This is a genomic window from Microbacterium sp. PI-SA-G, from assembly GCF_057215335.1.
Genome location: NZ_CM170103.1, coordinates 1,553,935 through 1,572,751, shown reverse-complemented (window position 1 = coordinate 1,572,751; position 18,817 = coordinate 1,553,935). Strand labels below are relative to the sequence as shown.

Genomic DNA, 18,817 nt, shown 5'->3' with positions numbered 1-18,817 from the left:
GGGGTTGCGAGAGGACGCTATTGGTCGCGGGTTACGGGTGATCTCGGCGCGGGTGAACGCGAGGTGTCCGACCGGTGGCGGATGCGGGCGAGAAGGCGATCACGAGACCGTGTACTTGAACCCGCGGTGCGACCCGACATAGCCGAGACGCTCGTAGAAGCGGTGCGCATCGGTGCGCGAGGAGTCCGACGTCAGCTGCACGATCGCGGCGCCGAGGGCCGGGGCCGCGGCATCGGATACCCAGCGCATCACGCCCGAGCCGATGCCCGAGGAGCGCAGGTCGCTGCGCACCCGCACGGCCTCGACCAGCACGCGGCGCGCGCCACGTCGGGCCATGCCGGGGATGGAGGTGAGTTGCAGCGTGCCGACGATCGCGCCGTCGAGCTCGACCACGAGCAGGTCGTTCGACGGCTCCGCGAGGATCTCTTCGAGCGCGGCGGTGTAGGCCGGGCGGTCGTCGTCGGATGCCACGTCACCGCGGGCCGCGCTGATCAGATCGTCGGCGAGCAGGGCGATCACGGCGTCCGCATCGGCGACGGTGGCCCGGCGCAGCACCGCGATGCCGGCGCGGGAGTCGAGCGGGTGGGGGAGCGGGAGGGCGTCGAGCATGGCCCCAGTCTGACATTCTGAGGGGATGGACATCGGCGCACTGCTCGGGCTCGAGCAGCTCACCTGGGGGATGCTGATCCTCATCGTCGTGGCGGCATTCGCGGCAGGGTGGATCGACGCGGTCGTCGGCGGCGGCGGGCTGCTGCAGCTTCCCGCTCTGCTGCTGATCCCCGGGATGGCGCCGGTGCAGGCTCTCGCCACCAACAAGTTCGCCTCGGTGTTCGGAACGGCGACGAGCAGCGTCACCTACTACCGCCGCGCGAAACCCGACATCCGCACCGCGCTGCCGATGGCCGCGATCGCGCTCGCCGGATCCTTCGGGGGAGCGGCGGTCGCAACCGTGCTCCCGTCTGCCGCGTTCAAGCCGATCATCGTGATCGCGCTGCTCGTGGTGGCGTTGTTCACGGCGTTCCGCCCTGCGCTCGGAGCCGCGACCGCCCTGCGCTTCGAGGGACGCAAGCATCACGTCATGGCGGGAGCCGCGGGGCTGGTGATCGGCTTCTACGACGGCATGATCGGCCCGGGCACCGGCACGTTCCTGGTGATCACGCTGGTGGCGCTGCTGGGCTACGACTTTCTGCAGTCGAGCGCGAAGGCGAAGATCGTGAACCTCGCCACGAACATCGGGGCGCTGCTGCTCTTCATCCCACACGGGTCGGTGCTGTGGGTGCTCGGCGGCATCCTCGCGGTGGCGAACGTCGGAGGCAGCTACCTCGGCTCGCGGATGGCGATCGCCCGCGGCACCCGGTTCATTCGCGTGGTGTTCCTCGTCGTCGTGATCGCGCTGATCGGCAAGCTCGGCGTCGACGTGTGGAACGAGAACATCGCCCCCGCGTTCGCCGCCCTCACTGCCGCCGAGACCCCGTCTTAGCGCCGAGACCCCGTGCTGCGAGCGTCTGCAGCACGGGGTCTCGGCACGAAAGCGGGGTCTCGGTTACGAGGCGCGAGGGCGGGGTTACGCCTCTTCGGGCTCGAAGTCGACGCCGGCCTCGGCGCGCTGCGCGTCGGTGATCGGCGCGGGCGCGGCCGTGAGCGGGTCGAAGCCGTTGCCCGACTTCGGGAACGCGATGACCTCGCGGATCGAGTCCGTCTTCGACAGGTGCTGCAGCACGCGGTCCATGCCCAGCGCGATCCCGCCGTGCGGCGGGGCACCGAACTTGAACGCCTCGAGCAGGAAGCCGAACTGCTCGTCCGCCTGCTCCTGGCTGATGCCCATGACCTCGAACACACGCTTCTGCACATCTTCGCGGTGGATGCGGATCGATCCGCCACCCAGCTCCGAGCCGTTGCACACGATGTCGTACGCGTAGGCGAGGGCCGACCCGGGGTCGGTGTCGAACGTGTCCTGGAACTCCGGCTTCGGACCGGTGAACGCGTGGTGCACGGCCGTCCACGCGCCGGCGCCGACCGCGACGTCACCCGAGGCGACGGCGTCGGCCGCCGGCTCGAACATCGGAGCGTCGACGACCCAGGTGAACGCGAACTCGTCGGGGTTCAGGTACCCGAGGCGACGGCCGATCTCGACGCGCGCGGCGCCGAGGAGCGCGCGGCTCTCCTTGGTGGAACCGGCGGCGAAGAACACGCAGTCGCCGGGCTCGGCGCCCACGAATTCCGCAAGCCCGGCCTGCTCGGCCTCGGACAGGTTCTTCGCGGCCGGCCCGCCCAGGCTGCCGTCGTCGTTGAACAGCACGTACGCGAGGCCGCGCGCGCCGCGCTGCTTCGCCCAGTCCTGCCACGCGTCGAGCTGCTTGCGGGGCTGGCTCGCGCCGCCCGGCATCCGCACCGCTCCGACGTACTCGGCCTGGAAGACGCGGAACGGCGTCTCGGCGAAGTACTCGGTCGCCTCGACGAGCTCGAGTCCGAAGCGCAGGTCGGGCTTGTCGGAGCCGTACTTCGCCATGGCGTCGGCGTAGGTCAGGCGCGGCAGCGGCGTCGAGACCTCGACGCCGATGGTCTTCCACATCGCGACGATGAGCGACTCCATCAGCGTGATGACGTCTTCCTGGTCGACGAAGCTCATCTCGATGTCGAGCTGCGTGAACTCCGGCTGGCGGTCGGCGCGGAAGTCCTCGTCGCGATAGCAGCGCGCGATCTGGAAGTACTTCTCGACACCGCCGACCATCAGCAGCTGCTTGAACAGCTGCGGCGACTGCGGCAGGGCGTACCAGCTGCCCGGGCTCAGGCGAGCGGGCACCAGGAAGTCACGGGCGCCCTCGGGAGTCGAGCGCGTCAGCGTCGGGGTCTCCACCTCGGTGAAGTCCTCGCCGTGCAGCACGTCGCGGATCGCCTTGTACACGTTCGAGCGCAGGCGCAGGTTCGCGGACTGCGCGGGACGCCGCAGGTCGAGGTAGCGGTACTTGAGGCGTGCCTCCTCGCCGACGGTCTCGGTGTCGGCGACAGCCGTCGACACCTGGAACGGCAGCGGAGCGGACTCGTTGAGCACCTCGACCTCGGCGGCGATCAGCTCGATCTCTCCGGTGGGGAGGTTCGGGTTGGCGTTGCCGGCGGGGCGCTGAGAGACCTCTCCGGTCACCTTCAGCACGAACTCGTTGCGCAGCGGGTGGGCGATCTCCTCGTCGCGGATGACAACCTGGGCGATGCCCGACGCATCGCGCAGATCGATGAAAGCGACTCCTCCGTGGTCACGACGGCGATCGACCCAACCCGAGAGGGTGACGGTCTGACCGATGTGCTCGGCTCGCAGTGAGCCTGCCGAGTGGGTGCGAAGCACGGAGTATTCCTTCTGATCTGGGAAATGGGGAACCCGCCCATTCTACGGGGGCGCGCGGCGGCTCTCCGGTGCGGCGAGGATCGGTCAGTAGGGTGGCTGTGTAACGGAAGGTGCTCATGACTCTCGCTCTCGTCCTCGTCTCGATCCCGCATTCCCGCAGGGCCTGACATGCCGGCATCCCGACTCCATCTGGTCCGGCACGGCGAGGTGCACAACCCGAAGCGCGTGCTCTACGGGCGGCTGCCCGGCTTTCATCTGAGCAAGGCCGGTCGGCGCATGGCGCAGGCCGCGGCCGACCACGTCGCCTCCCTTGACCGCGGCGTCACGGAGCTCTACTCCTCGCCGCTCGAGCGGGCACAGGAGTCGGCGGAGCCCTTCGCCGCGCGCTTCGATCTGGTGCCCGAGATCGACATCCGCGTGATCGAGCCGACCAACGTGTTCGAGGGCACGCAGATGCGGCGATCCCTGCTCAACCCGCTCAACTGGTGGCATCTGCGCGAGCCCTCGCTGCCGAGCTGGGGCGAGCCGTACTCGTCGATTGCGGAGCGGATGCTGAGCGCGATGGGCGAGGCGTGGCACAACGCCGATGGCGGCGACGTCGTGTTCGTCTCGCACCAGGCGCCGATCTGGATCACGCACCTGCGGGTGGCCGGCCTGCCGCTGCGGCACGACCCGCGCACGCGGCGCTGTGCCCTGTCGAGCGTGACCTCGTTCGAACTCGTCGGAGACGTGTGGCGCGAGGTGGCTTACGCCGCGCCCGCAGCCGTCGACGGCGCGGTCGACGTCGGCGCGGTCTGACACCGCATCGTCTCGCCCGCGGAGCCTCGAAGACCCCTTCTGCATCGGGCCTATGCATAGGAACCCGCGCGTAAACTGGGAATCGTGCCTCCTGCTTCGACGGTTCTTTCGCTCCGCAGCGGCCGCCCCTCTCGCACCCGGTGTTCTCGCCGTGTGATCGGGGCCGCGCTCGCCGCGGTGTTCGCGATCGGCCTCACCGCGTGCGCCCCCGATCCGGTGAGCGAATCATTCCTCAGCGGAGAGAACACCGGCTACATCGCAGCCGACGGCGCGATCGTCGAGATCCCCGTCGCGGAGCGCGGCGAAGCGGTCGAATTCGCGGGCGTGACCGAGAACGGCGAGGAGTTCGACAGCGCCGACATCGCCGGCCAGGTCACCGTCGTCAACTTCTGGTACGCCGGATGCGCCCCCTGCCGCGTCGAGGCAGCGGATCTCGAGAGCGTCTGGCAGGAGTACGAGGACCAGGACGTCTCGTTCGTCGGAATCAACACACGCGACCAGGCCGATACAGCCAAGGCGTTCTCGGAGGAGTTCGAGATCACCTACCCGAGCCTGATCGACGTCGACACTGCCGAAGCCAAGCTCGCCTTCGCAGAGGTCGTTCCGATCGCCGCCACGCCCACCACGCTCGTGCTCGACAAGCAGGGCCGCGTGGCCGCGCGCATCATCGGTCCGATCGACGGCACCTCGATCCTCTCCACGCTCGTCAAGGACGCGCTCGCGGAGACGCCGTGACCGCGGCGGGTGCGCGGTGAACGCCGAATCCATCATCGGGTCGGGCGCACTCTGGCTGGCGATCCCGGTCGCGATGCTCGCGGGTCTGGTGTCATTCCTCTCGCCTTGCGTGCTGCCGCTGGTGCCGGGCTATCTCGGCTTCCTCGGCGGAGCCGTCACCCCGCGCGGCTCGGGTGCCACCGGACAGGCGGATGCCCCGACCGCCAGCCGCCGCCGCCTGGTGGCAGGCGTGCTGCTGTTCATCCTCGGCTTCAGCCTGGTCTTCGTCGTCCTCACCGTGCTCGGCGGCACCGCCGGTGTGTTCCTGCTGCGGTGGGGTGACCTGATCACCCGCATCCTCGGTGTCGTGATCATCCTGATGGGGCTCGTTTTCCTCGGCCTGTTCGGGTTCGCGCAGCGCGAGTTCCGCTTTCATGTCGACTCGAAGTTCGGCGTGGTCGGCGCCCCGCTGCTGGGCATCGCGCTCGGCATCGGCTGGGCCCCGTGCATGGGCCCGACGCTCGCGGCGATCATCGCGCTCTCGTTCAACGCGGGCGATCCGGTGCGCGCGGGCTTGCTCGGTCTGGCGTATTCGCTCGGGCTCGGCATCCCGTTCCTGCTGGTCGCCCTCGGATTCGGCTGGGCGGCCCGGACGATCGGCTTCCTGCGCCGCCACATCCGCGTGGTCAACATCATCGGCGGCGTGCTGCTGATCGTCCTCGGCCTGCTGATGGTGACGGGCCTGTGGACCGACATCATGTCGCGACTGACGGCGGTGATCAGCAGTGTCCCGCTCCCGCTCTGATGAGAACAACTCTGATCAGAAGAACTCCGACCCGATGAACAAGGATGCCGTGAAGACCCAGACCAACGACACCAGCGATCCGCTGCGGCCGTCGGACCACGTCGACGGCGACGATTCGCTCGCCCAGCCGCGTCTCGGCCTCGTCGGCTGGCTGCGCTGGGGATGGCGTCAGCTGACCTCGATGCGCACCGCGCTCGTGCTGCTGCTGGTGCTCGCGATCGCGGCGATCCCCGGATCGATCTTCCCGCAGCGCATGGCCGACCCCAACGGCGTGAGTCAGTGGGAGCGCGACAACCCCGACATCTTCCCGGTCCTCGACGGTCTGAAGCTCTTCGACGTGTACCTGTCGCCGTGGTTCTCGGCGATCTACCTGCTGCTGTTCGCATCTCTGGTCGGCTGCGTCATCCCGCGCATCCGGCACCACGCCAAGGCGCTCAAGGCCCGCCCGCCGCGCACGCCCGCTCGGCTGCAGCGGCTCGAGGACTTCCGCGCGGGGGAGCGGGTTCCCACGGCGGCCTCGGGCGGGGCGGATGCCGCGGCAGCCACCTCGATCGACATCGCGCAGAAGCAGCTGAAGGCCCTCGGCTATCGCGTCGAGCGCTACGATCGCGGACGCACGTTCTCGGTGTCGGCAGAGCGCGGCTACTGGCGCGAGACCGGCAACCTGCTCTTCCACCTGGCCCTGGTCGGCGTGCTGATCACGGTCGGCATCGGCGGCGGCTTCTCGTACACCGGTCAGCGGGTGCTGGTCGAGGGGGAGACGTTCGCGAACACCCTGGTGGACTACGACTCGATGAACCGCGGGCGCTTCGTCGGCGACGACGCCCTGGCCCCCTACTCCATGCGCCTCGACACCTTCGACGTGACCTACCAGCCGTTCGGCGAAGCCGGATCCGGTCAGGCGGGCGACTTCTCGGCGAACGTCACCCTGAAGGAGAACGGCGAAGAGCGCACGGGCTCGGTCAAGGTCAACGAGCCGGTGAACGTGGCCGATGACGCGGTCTTCCTGCTCGGCAACGGCTACGCGCCGACCATCACCGTGCGCAACGCCGCGGGCGACGTGGTCTTCACCAACAGCGTGCCGTTCCTGCCGCAGGACACGCAGATGACCTCGCTCGGCGTGATCAAGGTGACCGACGGTCTGCCCGAGCAGCTGGGACTCCTCGGCTTCTTCTACCCGACGACGGGTGTGCTGGAAAGCGGCGCGTTCTTCTCGGCTTACGGAGCCCTGACAAACCCGACGCTGACCCTCGACGTGTACGCGGGCGACCTGGGCATCAACGACGGCACGCCCCGCTCGGTGTACGTGCTCGACACCACCGACCTCACCCAGCTCACCGGCCGCGCGACCGACACCGACTCGATCGAGCTCGCACCGGGCGAGACGGCTGATCTGCCCAACGGCATGGGCACCGTGACCTTCGAGGACGAGTCACCCGCCGGCGCCACCGACGCCTCGCAGTCGGTGAAGCGGTTCGCGTCGCTGCAGATCCACCGCGACGACTCGGGTCCCTGGGTGCTGGCGTTCGCGCTGCTCGCCCTCGGCGGCCTGATGCTGGCGCTTTTCGTGCCGCGTCGCCGCGTGTGGGTCAAGGCCACTGCCTCCGACGACCGCGTCGCCCTCGAGTACGCCGGCCTCGCCCGCGGCGAGGATCCGACGATCGCGATCGCCCTCGACGACCTGGTCAGCGGTCACACGCGACTTCTCGACGCCGACGGCTCGACCACCGCGCGCAGCGAGGAGTCGGCGCCCTCCGACCCGCCTGCCTCCGACCTCCCGAAAGTAGACTGACATCATGCTCGACCTCAACGTGATCTCGCCGATCCTGCTGTGGACGGCGATCGCGGTCTACGCCGCGGCCTTCGTGGCGTACGCCTTCGACCTGGCGCGCCGCTCGCAGCTGTCCGCCGACTCGCAGACGGCACGCGAGGCCGAGCTGGTCGGTGCCGGCGTCGGTGCGCGCGCGGGCTCCGCCGCGGTCGTCGCGGGCGGCTCCCCGACCGATGCCAGCCCACAGCGCTTCCTGATGGCACGCATCGGCACGTCGCTCACGGTGCTGGCGTTCCTGTTCCACCTGGGCGCCACCCTGACTCGTGGCATCGCCGCCGGCCGCGTGCCGTGGGCGAACCTGTACGAGTTCGCGATGATCGGCACGCTGCTCGTGATCGCGGTCTATCTGATCGTGCTCACGCGCATGGATCTGCGCTTCCTCGGCACCTTCATCACCGGACTGATCGTGGTGCTGCTGGGCCTGTCGTCGACGAACTTCTACGTCGACGTCTCACCCCTGATGGATCCGCTCAAGAGCGTCTGGCTGGTGATCCACGTCTTCGTCGCGTCGCTGGGCACCGCATTCTTCGCGCTGGCGTTCGCACTCTCGGTCATTCAGCTGATGCAGTCCCGTCGCGAGCGCCTCGTGCGCGAGGGCGCCGAGAAGTCCGGCCCCGGCTTCCTGCGCACGTTCCCCACCGCCGAGCGCCTCGAGAGCATGGCGTACCGGTTCACCATCATCGGCTTCATCCTGTGGACGTTCACGTTGATCGCCGGCTCCATCTGGGCGTACTACGCCTGGAGCCGCTTCTGGGGCTTCGACGTCAAGGAGACCTGGACCTTCGTGATCTGGGTGCTCTACGCCGGATACATCCACGCGCGTGCCACGCGCGGGTGGCGGGGCAACCCCTCAGCGTGGCTGGCCATCGTCGGCTTCACGGCCGTGATGTTCAACTTCACGATCGTGAACGTCTTCTTCAAGGGCCTGCACGCCTACTCCGGCATCTCCTGAGCTCGGGCGTGCGGCGGCCCTGACCGTCAGTTGCGCGTCGTGGTGTGGCCGAGCGGGATGACCTCGGCGTGCTCGACGCCGTCCTCGTACCAGACGAACTCGGCCTCGCTGATGCGTTCCGCGGGCCGGGAGCCCAGCGAGCGCCGCGACTTGTGTGAGAGCTCGGTCCACTTCGCCGGGGTCAGCGTCTTCGCGTAGACGAGTGACACGTGGAAGGTCCACTCCGCGACGGTCCGTTCGTCGAGGCGACGCAGATCGGTCTGCTCGAGTGCTGCGGTCAGAGACGTGTAGGCCGCGACGATCGACGAGGTGCGCGTCAGCCGCAGGATCACGGTCTGCCAGGGCGCCGGGAACGCGTCGACCGCCTCGGCGATCACGTCGATCGGAGGCTGCGAGGCGGCCCAGTCGCGGATGAGCGCGAGAAGCTCGTCGCGGCGCTCGGGCTCCTGGAAGGCACGCAGTGTGACGTGCTCGGAATGCGGGTGCGGCACCGCCACGCGGGCGAGCGCGGTGCGCTGCTCGGCACGGTAGACATCGGCCACCGCGCGGGTCGGGCGCAGCACGAGATACTGCTGTCCCTCGAGGGTGGCGAGCTGCTCGGGGGAGGACATGAACGGACGACGCATCTTTTGATCGTACGGGTGCGCGGGCATCCGCTCGCGCATGTCGGGCCCTCCGAGCGGATCAGACGGCCCGACAGGCGTCAGGCGGCGGCCAGGACGGCCTTGGTCGAGGTGGTGCGTCGGAGCGTCACGACGAGGGTCGTCACGACCAGCGAGAGCACGGCCCAGACGACCAGCGCGGCGACCGCCGATCCGTTGCCCGCGATGAGTCCGGCGAACGCCGGTGCCGTCGGCAGGGCGGCCCCGAGGCCGGAGAGCCAGTCGGGCACTGTCGAGATCAGACCCGTCGCGACCGCGATCACGCCGATCAACGCGCTGACCCAGCGGCCGATGCCGCCGAAGACGGCGACCAGCGCCTGGTTCACGGCGGCGAAGGCGATGCCCGCGAGCACGGCGGTGCCGGCGAAGGCCCACCAGGCGGCGGCGTCGTAGCTCGCGACGAACTGCACGATCACCGAGACCAGCAGGCCCTGTGCCGCGCCGATCAGTGCGGCGGGGCCGAACGAGCGCAGCGCCAGACCGGCCGAGGAGCGCCGCGAGGTGAGCGCGCGTGCGGTGTACGCGCGCATCACGATGAAGGACGCGAGGCCGCCGAACCACAGCACGGCGGCGGTGAGCAGCGGGATCGCAGTCGGTCCGAAGATGGTGCCCGTGGAGGCATTCGTCGAGACGGGATCGGCGATCACGGTCGCGAGAGACGTCGACTCGGACTCGCTGAACGAGGGCAGGGATTCGGATGCCGTGCGCAGGCCGCCGGCGAGGTCGCCCGTGCCCGTCGCGAGCGTGTCGAGGCCTGTCGCGAGTTCCGTCGTGCCGTCGGCGAGAGCCGTCGCACCGTCGGAGAGCTGCGTTGCACCGCTCGCGAGAGCGCGGGCGCCCGCGGCGGACTGATCGAGGCCCTGGCTGGCGAGCTGGTTGAGGCCGTCCGCGAGCTGCGTGGCGCCGGTGCCGGCCTGGGACAGGCTTCCGGCGAGGGTTCCGAAGGTGCCGGGCAGAGCAGCGACGCCCCCCGCGACCTGCGGCGCGTTGAGGGTTCCGGATGCCGTTCCTGCGGCGGTGGCGGCGCTCACGGCTTTGGTGGCCGCGGCGGCGATCGCGTCGCAGGTGGCCTGGGTGGAAGTGGCCGGATCGCACTGGGCGGCCAGCGCGCCGAGGTCCTGCGCGAGGGTTCCGGTCTGCGTCGCGGCATCCTGCGCTGCACCTGCGCCTGACTGCACCGCGCCGACGAGCTGGCTGATCCCGGCGACGTTCGTCTGCAGCTCTGCGCCGCCCGCGGTGAGGCCAGCGCCGATCGTTCCGGCACCGGTCGCGGCGTCCCGCGTGCTGCCGGCGATGGTGTCGAGGCCCGAGGCGAGCTCCGACGCCCCCGATCCCAACTCCGCGGCACCCGAGGCCAGCTGCGTGGCGCCCTCGGGGATCGCGGCGGCGCCGGTCGCGGCATCCCGCGCTCCGGTCGCGAGCTGCACGGCGCCGTCGGCGGCCTCGCCGATCTGGTCGCCGATGGTGGTGAAGCCGACCAGCACGTTCTCCAGGGTCGCCTCCGACAGCATGGTGCCGAGGGTCGAGGCGGCGACGTTGGCGATCTGACCGGTGATCAGGTCGTCGGCGACGAGACCGTCGTCGGGCGTCGTGACCTGGATGACGGCCTGCTCGGGGTCGCCCTCGCCGTCGGCGATCGTCTGGCCGGCCGAGGTGGCGGCGGCCGAGAAGCTCTCGGGGATGGTGATGACCGCCTGGTACGTGCCGTCCGCGAGTCCTTCCTTCGCGTCGTCCTCGTTCGAGATCACCCAGGTGAGGTTCGACTCGAGCTCGTCGGAGCCCTCGACGAGTCCCGACGCGAGCTGGCGTCCGAGTGGCGTGACCTGGTCGTCGATGGTCACCGGCTCGTCGAGGTTGACGATCGCGGCCGTCATCGAGTCGAGTCGCTCGGTGGGGTTCTGCAGCGCCGCGACGAGAATGCCCCCGACCGCGGCCGGCAGCAGCAGGATGCCGAGGATGGTCAGCCACGTGATGGGCTTGCGGGAGCGTGCGCGCTCGATGGGAAGAGTCATGCGGTCACCTCGAGGGAAGAGTCTTCGGACGACCGACGGGTCGTGGCCGGTGTGGACGCTGTCGACGTGTCGACGACGTCGGCGGAGGGCCAGCCGGCCTCCGCGAGCAGGGTGCGTGCTGCGCTGACATCCGATGCCGTGGCGAACACCGCCAGCCTGCGCGATGCGGTGGCCCCGCGCAGCAGCGCGACGGCCTGGTCGCGGGCGGCTCCCGACAGCGTGTCGAGGCCGTCGATCACGACCACCTCCGACCTGCCGCGCACGGCCTCGGCGAGATCGAGCAGCGCGGTGTCGGCATCGTCGACCAGCACGCAGCCGACGTGTGCCCTGACCCAGGCGCCGCGGCCCGGAAGCAGGTGGCCCGCGACGCGCAGACGGCCCTCGTGCGCCGAGACCCGGCCGGCGATCGTGAGAGCGAGGGCGCGCCGGGTGTGGCGGTCACCGCCGGTGGCGATCAGGGCGCCACCGGGTGCGACCCGCACCGAGAGACCCGACACCACGGGAGCGTCGGCGCTGATCGACAGGTCGTCGGCGGCGATCACCGACTCGTCGCCCGGCCAGGACGCCAGGTGCCGCTCGCGCTCGACGGCCTCGCCCTCGATGTCGACGCTCGGCAGGATCCTCTCGAGCCACGCCGGGATCTCCCAGGCGCGTTCGCCCAGGATCGCCATCAACGCTGGGATCAGCGTCATCCGCACGAGGAACGCGTCGATCGCGATACCGGCGGCAAGGCCGAGCGCGATCGGCTTGAGCGACGAGTCGCCCTCGGGCACGAAGGCCACGAACACGGCGAACATGATCAGACCGGCCGCGGTGACGACCTTCGCCGATCCGGTGAATCCGGTGCGCACGGCTCGCAGCGCTGCGGCGCGACGCGTGGCGCGGTCGGGGCTCTTCGAGTCGGGGTCGTGCACGAAGTCCTCGCGCATGCGGGAGACCAGGAACACCTGGTAGTCCATCGCGAGCCCGAACAGCACGCCCATCAGGATGATCGGCATGAAGCTGATGATCGGGCCGACCTTCGCCACGTGCAGGGCGTCGGCGAACCAGCCCCACTCGAACACCGCGCCGACCACACCGAAGGCGGCGACGATCGAGAGCAGATACCCCAGTGCCGCGGTGAGCGGCACCCACAGGGAGCGGAACGCGACCGTCAGCAGGATGAGCGAGAGGCCGATCACGAAGATGCCGAACGGCAGCAGCGCGTTGCCCAGCTGATCGGAGATGTCGATGCCGACCGCGGTGAAGCCCGTCACCTTCAGGTCGATTCCGAACTCGTCGAGCCACTCGTCGTGGTGGGAGCGGAGCTCGCGCACCAGGTCGGCGGTGGCGGGGTCGTCCGGCGCGGTCTCGGGGACGATCTGCACGATGCCCGTGTCGGCGGTCTCGTTCGGGGTCGCCAGGGCGACCTCCTTGACGCCGGGGATCTCGGCGACGGCATCGCCCAGGTCCTCCATCACGCCGAGCGGATCGGTGGACGTGACGATGGTGCCGGTCAGGATGAGCGGGCCGTTGAAGCCGGGGCCGAACTGCTCGCCGACGAGGTCGTAGCTCTGGCGCGCCTCGGAGCTCTCGGGAAGCACGCCCGCGTTGGGCAGGGCGAGGTTCAGGCTCAGGGCAGGGACCGCGACGATGCCGAGGCCGATCACGACGGCGGCCGAGACCAGGATCGGATGCTTCGTCACGCCTCCAACCCAGCGCGCGCTGCCCTTCGCCCGGCCCGGCGCGCCGTCTTCGGACTGCGTGCCCTTCTTCGGGCTGCGCTCGCGCTTCGGACGCCCGACGACGCGACCCTTCACGAACCCGAGCATGGCGGGCGTGAGGGTGACGGCGATGGCCACCGCGATGGCGACGGCGACGGAGGCCGCGATGCCCATGGTCGTCAGGAACGGGATGCCGGCGAAGCCCAGGCCGATCAGCGCGATCAGTACCGTGATGCCCGCGAAGACGACGGCGGATCCGGCGGTGCCGACCGCGCGGGAGGCGGATTCCTCGGGGTCGACGCCCTCGCGCACCTGATCCTGGTGACGCGCCATGATGAACAGTGCGTAGTCGATGCCGACCGCGAGGCCGAGCATGAGCGCCAAGAGCGGGGTGGTGGAGGAGACGGTCGCGAACGCGGTGGCGGCGAAGATGCCGGCCATGGAGATGCCGACTCCCAGCACCGCGGTCAGCAGTGGCAGACCCGCGACGACGAAGGAGCGGAACGTCACGATCAGCACGATCAGGGCGATCAGCAGTCCGACGGCCTCGGTGAGGGTCAGGCCAGGGATGGACGTGGCGAACAGATCGCCACCGAGCGCGGTCCGAGAGCCGTCGGGAAGAGTGCTGGCGAGGTCGTCGGAGGCAGCGCGCAGCGCGTCTTTCGTCTCGTCCGATACATCGGTCGATTCGCCGTCGAACTGCAGCCGGATGATGGCCGACGTCTCGTCGTCGTTGATCATGCCGTTGACCATCTCGTCGTACGGCGAGTTGGCCGCGAGCACCCCGTCGAAATCGCCGAGCTCGTCGATCGCCTGCTCGATGTCCTCCCGGTACGGATCATCGGTGACCTCGTCGCCGTCAGCGGCGACGACGATGATCTGCGCGCTGGTGCCGCTCACCTGCGGGAAGGAGCGCGAGAGCTGCTCCAGTCCCGCCTGCGACTCGGTGCCCGGGATCGAGAACGAGTTGTCGGTTCCCGCGCCGAGCGCGAGAGCGCCGCCGCCCGCGAGGCCGAGGACCAGAAGCCACGAGAAGAGGACTCGCCACGGATGCCGGTACGACCAGCGACCGAGCGAAGACAGGAGAGTGGACACGCGTTCCTCCGGGGGATGTCATGCGGATACACAGGTGTATCCAATACATAGATGTATCGTAAAGTGACCCGCGCGTCGGAGCCTGTGTGCGGGGTGTGAATCATGCGAAAGTGAAGGGGTCAGGAGGTCTCGATGACGACACCAGCCACCCGGAGCCGCGAGAACACTCGCGCGCGACTGCTCGAAGCCGCCGCTCAGGTCTTCGCCGAGGTCGGCCTCGACGGTGCCTCAGTCGAGGCCGTGTGCGAGCGGGCCGGATTCACCCGCGGCGCGTTCTACTCGAACTTCGAGTCGAAGGACGAGCTGTTCCTCATGCTCACCGCCAGCGTGGCCGAGGTGCGCGTGAACGCCGTGCGCACCCGAGTGGAGCAGATGAAGGACGACGGCGCGCTCGCCGAGGGCTGCGACCCGATCGATCTCGTGCAGCAGGTCATGGAACTCGGCGGCGACGACCGGCTCGGTGTGATGCTGATGAGCGAGATCCGCATCCGGGCGCTCCGCGACGCGCAGTTCGGTGCCGCGTACCTGGCTCAGGAGCGCGAGATGGTCGCCAGCATCGCCCGCATCATCGACGACATCGTCGCCGCCGGTCGACTGCGTCTGCGACTGCCGGCGGAGGACGCTGGGCGCATGCTCATGATCCTCTGGGAGGGCATGACCGTGCGCGGCGCCATGGCCGGGCATGACGAGGAGAAGCTGCGCCACTCGGGCAGCGAGCAGCTCGGCCGCCTCGTGCAGCTGCTCATCGAGCCGTAGGGGCGCTCACTGCGCGGCTGACGCCAGTTCGTAGTGGCAGCGCGCGAGCCGTGCGGTCCACCACTCACGCCGCTCGTCGGGGGCCGACAGTCGGTCCAGCGCCGCGGCATCCGGGGTGACCCGAGCCGCCGAGATGCTGCCGTCGATCGGGCGGATGTCGGCGACGTCGTCGAGGAACAGCGATGACGTGCCGAGCCCGCAGTCGTAGGAGAGCTGGGGGAGCGCCGCGGCCAGCGCCGCACCCTGCGAGAGCCCGACGGCAGTGTCGAGTGCGCTCGAGACCACGACGGGCAGTCCTGCCGCGGTGATGATCTGCAGCGCGTGCGTGATTCCGCCGAGCGGCTGCGCCTTGATCACGAGCAGATCGGCGGCCTTCGCCCGGGCGACTGCGAGCGGGTCGGCGGACTTGCGCACGCTCTCGTCGGCGGCGACGGGGATGCCCATGTACTTCACGCGAGCGCGCAGTTCGGCGAGCTCCGGCACGGTCGCGCACGGCTGCTCGACGTACTCGAGGTCGAACTCGTTGAGGGCGTGCACCGCACGTTCGGCCTCGTCGACGTTCCAGAAGCCGTTCGCGTCGACGCGGATGCGCCCCTCGGGTCCCATCACGTCGCGCACCGCTCGCACGCGGTCCACGTCATCCGCCAGCGACTGACCGGGCTCTGCGACCTTGACCTTGGCGGTGCGGCATCCGGCGAAGCGAGCGAGCACCTCGGCGACGCGGGCGGCCTCGACCGCGGGCACCGTGGCGTTCACGCCGATCCGCTCCCGCAGCGGCGCGGGCTGGGGGCGCCAGGCGAAGTCGATCGCGGCGGCCAGCCAGGTCGACGCCTCGACGTCGTCGTATTCGATGAAGGGCGAGAACTCCGCCCATCCCTCCGGCCCCTCGAAGAGGAGCGCCTCTCGGGTGTCGACGCCACGGAAGCGGGTGTGCATCGGCAGGGCGACCACCCTGGCCGAGTCGAGCAGGTCTTCGAGCGAGGGGAGCATGGGCCCATTCTGCTCTCTGTGGCTCTGGTCGTGGCATCCGCCCTGCCGAAAGAGCGTGGTTCCGGTCGCAGTTGCTGCCGGGTGCGGACGGATGCCGCGGCGTGAACTGCGACCGGAGTGGGGGCACGACGCCGCAGGGCAGGAATAGGGTGGATGCCGTGACCAGCGCATTCGTCTCCGATCTGTTCGACCCGGCGGAATGGGCGCTCGCGCCCGGCGCTGAGGACTACACCGACATCACCGCCCACACCTCTAACGACGGGGGCGTCGCGCGCATCGCGTTCAACCGCCCCGAGGTGCGCAACGCCTTCCGGCCGCACACGGTCGACGAGCTGTATCGGGCTCTCGACATCGCGCGGCAGGACTCGCACATCGGTGCGGTGCTGCTCACCGGGAACGGCCCCAGCCCCAAAGACGGCGGGTGGGCGTTCTGCTCCGGCGGCGACCAGCGCATCCGCGGACGCGACGGCTACAAGTACTCCGACTCCGAGACGGCCGTGCAAGACCCGGCGCGGGGCGGTCGCCTGCACATCCTCGAGGTGCAGCGACTGATCCGCTTCATGCCGAAGGTCGTGATCGCGGTCGTCCCCGGGTGGGCCGCCGGGGGCGGGCACTCGCTGCACGTCGTGTGCGACCTGACGATCGCCTCGGCCGAAGAGGCCCGGTTCAAGCAGACGGATGCCGACGTCGGCAGCTTCGACGCCGGATACGGCTCGGCGTACATGGCTCGTCAGACCGGACAGAAGTTCGCACGGGAGGTCTTCTTCCTCGCCGAGGAGTATTCGGCGCAGCGGGCCTACGAGATGGGCGCGGTGAACCGCGTGGTGCCGCACGCCGAGCTCGAACGCGAGGCACTGCGGATGGCCCGGACCGTGCTGACCAAATCGCCCACTGCGATCCGCATGCTCAAGTTCGCCTTCAACGCGGTCGACGACGGGCTCGTGGGGCAGCAGGTGTTCGCGGGCGAGGCGACCCGTCTGGCCTACGGAACGGACGAAGCCGTGGAAGGGCGCGACTCGTTCCTCGAGAAGCGCGACGCGGACTGGTCGTCGTTCCCGTGGCACTACTGACGCCGCTCGACAAGACACTGACAAGACACTGACAAGGCACTGACGAGGACGCGACCGTGGTCACCCTGATCCCCACCGATGCCGACGACCCCGCGCTGCTGCACGAGGCATTGCGTCGCGCGCTCGACGGCGGGCCGGCGCTCGGGTTCGGCATGATCGCGGGTGCTCCGGAGCACGTGCCCGACGGGACCGCCGCCGTGATCGCGACGTCGGGGTCGAGCGGCATCCCCAAGCGCGTCGTGCTGAGCGCCGAGGCGCTGCGGGCGAGTGCCGATGCGACCGCCGCGCGCATCGGCACCGGGCGCTGGCTCCTCGCGCTTCCCGCCGGCTACGTGGCGGGCCTGCAGGTGCTGGTGCGGTCGCAGCTGGCGGGAACCGAGCCGGTCGCGCTGTCCGGTCGCTTCTCGCCGATGTCGTTCGCGGAGGCCACCCTGTCGATGCTGCGGCCCGCGACCGCCGGGGCGGGCATCCCCGAGCTGTACACCTCGCTCGTGCCGGCGCAGATCGCGACGCTGCTCGACGCGGCCGACGACGCCGTGGTGCGCGGGGCACTGGCAGCGTACCGGGCGATCCTCGTCGGAGGACAGGCGCTCCCGCAGCCGGTGCGTGATCGGGCGGCCGAGCTCGGGGTGCGCCTGGTGCGCACGTACGGCTCGACCGAGACGAGCGGCGGCTGCGTGTACGACGGCGTGCCGCTCGACACCGTCGCCGTGCGCGAGGTCGACGGCGAGCTCCGCATCGCGGGGCCCCAGCTGGCCGACGGATACCTCGACGACGATGTGCTCACGCAGCGCACCTTCGTGCGCGACGAGCACGGTATGCGCTGGTATCGCACGGGCGACCTCGGCCTCGTCGAAGACGGGGTGGTGCGGGTGCACGGCCGCGCCGACAATGTGATCGTCTCGGGCGGCATCAACGTGTCACTCGACCGCGTGGAGCGCGTCGTGCGTCAGGTGCCCGGTCTGCATCAGGCGGTCGTGATCGGCGTCGACGACGAGCAGTGGGGCGAGGCATCCGTGGTCGTGGCGGCGCGAGGGGAGTCCCTGCGGCGCAGTGAGGCCGACCAGCTGGCGCAGGCACGCGATGCGGTGGCCGCGGAACTGGGCAAGCACGCCCGACCGGCACGCCTGATCCTCGTCGACGAACTCGCGGTGCTGGCATCCGGCAAGCCCGATCGCGAGGCGATCCGCGCCGCAGTGGCCGACCTGCGCTGAGTCGACGCTGCTGCGTGGCCGCTCGAGCGCTGCTGCCAGACTGAAGCATGGCCACGTACACGCACGGACACCACGAGTCCGTCCTCCGCTCCCACAGCGTCCGCGACATCGCGAACTCCGCCGAGTACCTGCGACCGTTCCTTCGTGCGGACACCCGGCTGCTCGACGTGGGTGCCGGCCCCGGCTCGATCACGGCGGACTTCGCCGGGATCGTCGCGCATGTCACCGCGACCGAGATCAACGACGAGGCGCTGTCGCTCTCGCGGGAGCTCACCGCGCGCCGAGGACTGACCAACCTCGACTTCTCGGTCGAGGACGTGCATGAGCTGTCATTCGCCGATGCGAGCTTCGACGTCGTGCACGCGCATCAGGTGTTGCAGCATGTCGCCGATCCCGTGCAGGCTCTGCGCGAGATGCGCCGGGTGACCGCGCCGGGCGGGGTCGTCGCCGCGCGCGACGCGGACTACGCCGGCTTCCACTGGTTCCCGCTGCTGCCTGCTCTCGACCGCTGGCTCGAGCTGTACCGCGCGGCGGCGCGAGCGAACGGCGGCGAGCCCGACGCCGGTCGCCGACTGCTCTCGTGGGCCCGTGCCGCGGGCTTCGAGAACGTCACGGCGACGGCGTCCACCTGGTGCTACGCCTCACCGGAGCAGCGGGAGTGGTGGGGCGGCATGTGGGCCGACCGCATCCTCGAGTCCGCGCTCGCCCGACAGCTGGTCGACGCCGCGATGGCCACGCCCGACGAGCTGAAGGAGATCAGCGGCGCCTGGAAGCAGTGGGCCGCCGACGGCGACGGCTGGTACCTCGTGCCGCACGGCGAGATCCTCTGCCGGGTCTGACGCCCACGTGGATACATCCTCAGACGGACGCCCGCT

16 protein-coding genes are annotated in these 18,817 nt (G+C 70.0%); 10 read left to right on the top strand and 6 right to left on the bottom strand.

Going from position 1 to position 18,817, the window contains the following annotated elements:
- Nucleotides 1-99 precede the first annotated feature (99 nt).
- Nucleotides 100-609, bottom strand: a complete 510-nt coding sequence (locus AC2D10_RS07790) for a GNAT family N-acetyltransferase (RefSeq protein WP_484711519.1) — start codon at nt 607-609, stop codon at nt 100-102.
- A 25-nt stretch (nt 610-634) separates the two neighbouring features.
- Between AC2D10_RS07790 and AC2D10_RS07785 the strand changes: the two genes are divergently transcribed.
- The gene (locus AC2D10_RS07785) at nt 635-1,480 is read left to right on the top strand and encodes a sulfite exporter TauE/SafE family protein (RefSeq protein WP_484711518.1); all 846 of its coding nucleotides are present in this window, start codon (nt 635-637) and stop codon (nt 1,478-1,480) included.
- Between the two features lie 84 nt (nt 1,481-1,564).
- Here the strand turns inward: AC2D10_RS07785 and aspS are convergent, their stop codons facing one another.
- Entirely contained in the window at nt 1,565-3,340 is a 1,776-nt protein-coding gene (aspS, locus tag AC2D10_RS07780) for an aspartate--tRNA ligase (protein WP_484711517.1), read from the bottom strand.
- A gap of 168 nt (nt 3,341-3,508) precedes the next feature.
- Here aspS and AC2D10_RS07775 point away from each other — a divergent pair, with 168 nt between their 5' ends.
- From AC2D10_RS07775 to ccsB, 5 genes are all read left to right on the top strand, one after another.
- Complete coding sequence (locus tag AC2D10_RS07775; protein ID WP_484711516.1) at nt 3,509-4,138, top strand: histidine phosphatase family protein; 630 nt, start codon at nt 3,509-3,511, stop codon at nt 4,136-4,138.
- A gap of 84 nt (nt 4,139-4,222) precedes the next feature.
- A complete protein-coding gene (locus AC2D10_RS07770) occupies nt 4,223-4,873 on the top strand; it encodes a TlpA family protein disulfide reductase (protein ID WP_484711515.1) in 651 nt (216 codons plus the stop codon).
- 16 nt (nt 4,874-4,889) lie between these two features.
- Nucleotides 4,890-5,657, top strand: a complete 768-nt coding sequence (locus tag AC2D10_RS07765) for a cytochrome c biogenesis CcdA family protein (protein ID WP_484711514.1) — start codon at nt 4,890-4,892, stop codon at nt 5,655-5,657.
- 34 nt (nt 5,658-5,691) lie between these two features.
- Nucleotides 5,692-7,449 (top strand): cytochrome c biogenesis protein ResB, encoded by a 1,758-nt coding sequence (resB, locus tag AC2D10_RS07760; protein WP_484711829.1) that lies wholly within the window; start codon nt 5,692-5,694, stop codon nt 7,447-7,449.
- Nucleotides 7,450-7,453: 4 nt separating this feature from the next.
- Complete coding sequence (ccsB, locus tag AC2D10_RS07755) at nt 7,454-8,440, top strand: c-type cytochrome biogenesis protein CcsB (RefSeq protein WP_484711513.1); 987 nt, start codon at nt 7,454-7,456, stop codon at nt 8,438-8,440.
- Between the two features lie 26 nt (nt 8,441-8,466).
- Here ccsB and AC2D10_RS07750 read toward each other — a convergent pair whose 3' ends face one another.
- From AC2D10_RS07750 to AC2D10_RS07740, 3 genes are all read right to left on the bottom strand, one after another.
- On the bottom strand, nt 8,467-9,066 hold the full coding sequence (locus tag AC2D10_RS07750) for a 2'-5' RNA ligase family protein (protein ID WP_484711512.1): 600 nt from the start codon (nt 9,064-9,066) through the stop codon (nt 8,467-8,469).
- A 77-nt stretch (nt 9,067-9,143) separates the two neighbouring features.
- Nucleotides 9,144-11,114 carry a YhgE/Pip domain-containing protein gene (locus AC2D10_RS07745; protein WP_484711511.1) on the bottom strand — a complete coding sequence of 657 codons (1,971 nt, stop codon included), beginning with the start codon at nt 11,112-11,114 and terminating at the stop codon, nt 9,144-9,146.
- Nucleotides 11,111-13,912, bottom strand: a complete 2,802-nt coding sequence (locus AC2D10_RS07740) for an MMPL family transporter (RefSeq protein ID WP_484711510.1) — start codon at nt 13,910-13,912, stop codon at nt 11,111-11,113. The genes AC2D10_RS07745 and AC2D10_RS07740 overlap by 4 nt, the downstream gene beginning before the upstream one ends.
- 132 nt (nt 13,913-14,044) lie before the next feature.
- Between AC2D10_RS07740 and AC2D10_RS07735 the strand changes: the two genes are divergently transcribed.
- Nucleotides 14,045-14,668 carry a TetR/AcrR family transcriptional regulator gene (locus AC2D10_RS07735; RefSeq protein WP_484711509.1) on the top strand — a complete coding sequence of 208 codons (624 nt, stop codon included), beginning with the start codon at nt 14,045-14,047 and terminating at the stop codon, nt 14,666-14,668.
- A 6-nt stretch (nt 14,669-14,674) separates the two neighbouring features.
- Here the strand turns inward: AC2D10_RS07735 and AC2D10_RS07730 are convergent, their stop codons facing one another.
- Nucleotides 14,675-15,658, bottom strand: coding sequence for an o-succinylbenzoate synthase (locus AC2D10_RS07730; protein ID WP_484711508.1), 984 nt, complete (start codon nt 15,656-15,658; stop codon nt 14,675-14,677).
- A gap of 158 nt (nt 15,659-15,816) precedes the next feature.
- On the opposite strand from AC2D10_RS07730, the gene AC2D10_RS07725 reads away from it, so the two are divergent.
- From AC2D10_RS07725 to AC2D10_RS07715, 3 genes are read left to right on the top strand one after another with little or no spacing between them, the layout of a single operon-like run.
- Nucleotides 15,817-16,728 (top strand): 1,4-dihydroxy-2-naphthoyl-CoA synthase, encoded by a 912-nt coding sequence (locus AC2D10_RS07725; RefSeq protein WP_484711507.1) that lies wholly within the window; start codon nt 15,817-15,819, stop codon nt 16,726-16,728.
- Nucleotides 16,729-16,784: 56 nt separating this feature from the next.
- Nucleotides 16,785-17,942, top strand: coding sequence for an AMP-binding protein (locus AC2D10_RS07720; protein WP_484711506.1), 1,158 nt, complete (start codon nt 16,785-16,787; stop codon nt 17,940-17,942).
- 47 nt (nt 17,943-17,989) lie between these two features.
- On the top strand, nt 17,990-18,781 hold the full coding sequence (locus tag AC2D10_RS07715) for a class I SAM-dependent methyltransferase (protein WP_484711505.1): 792 nt from the start codon (nt 17,990-17,992) through the stop codon (nt 18,779-18,781).
- Nucleotides 18,782-18,817 lie beyond the last annotated feature (36 nt).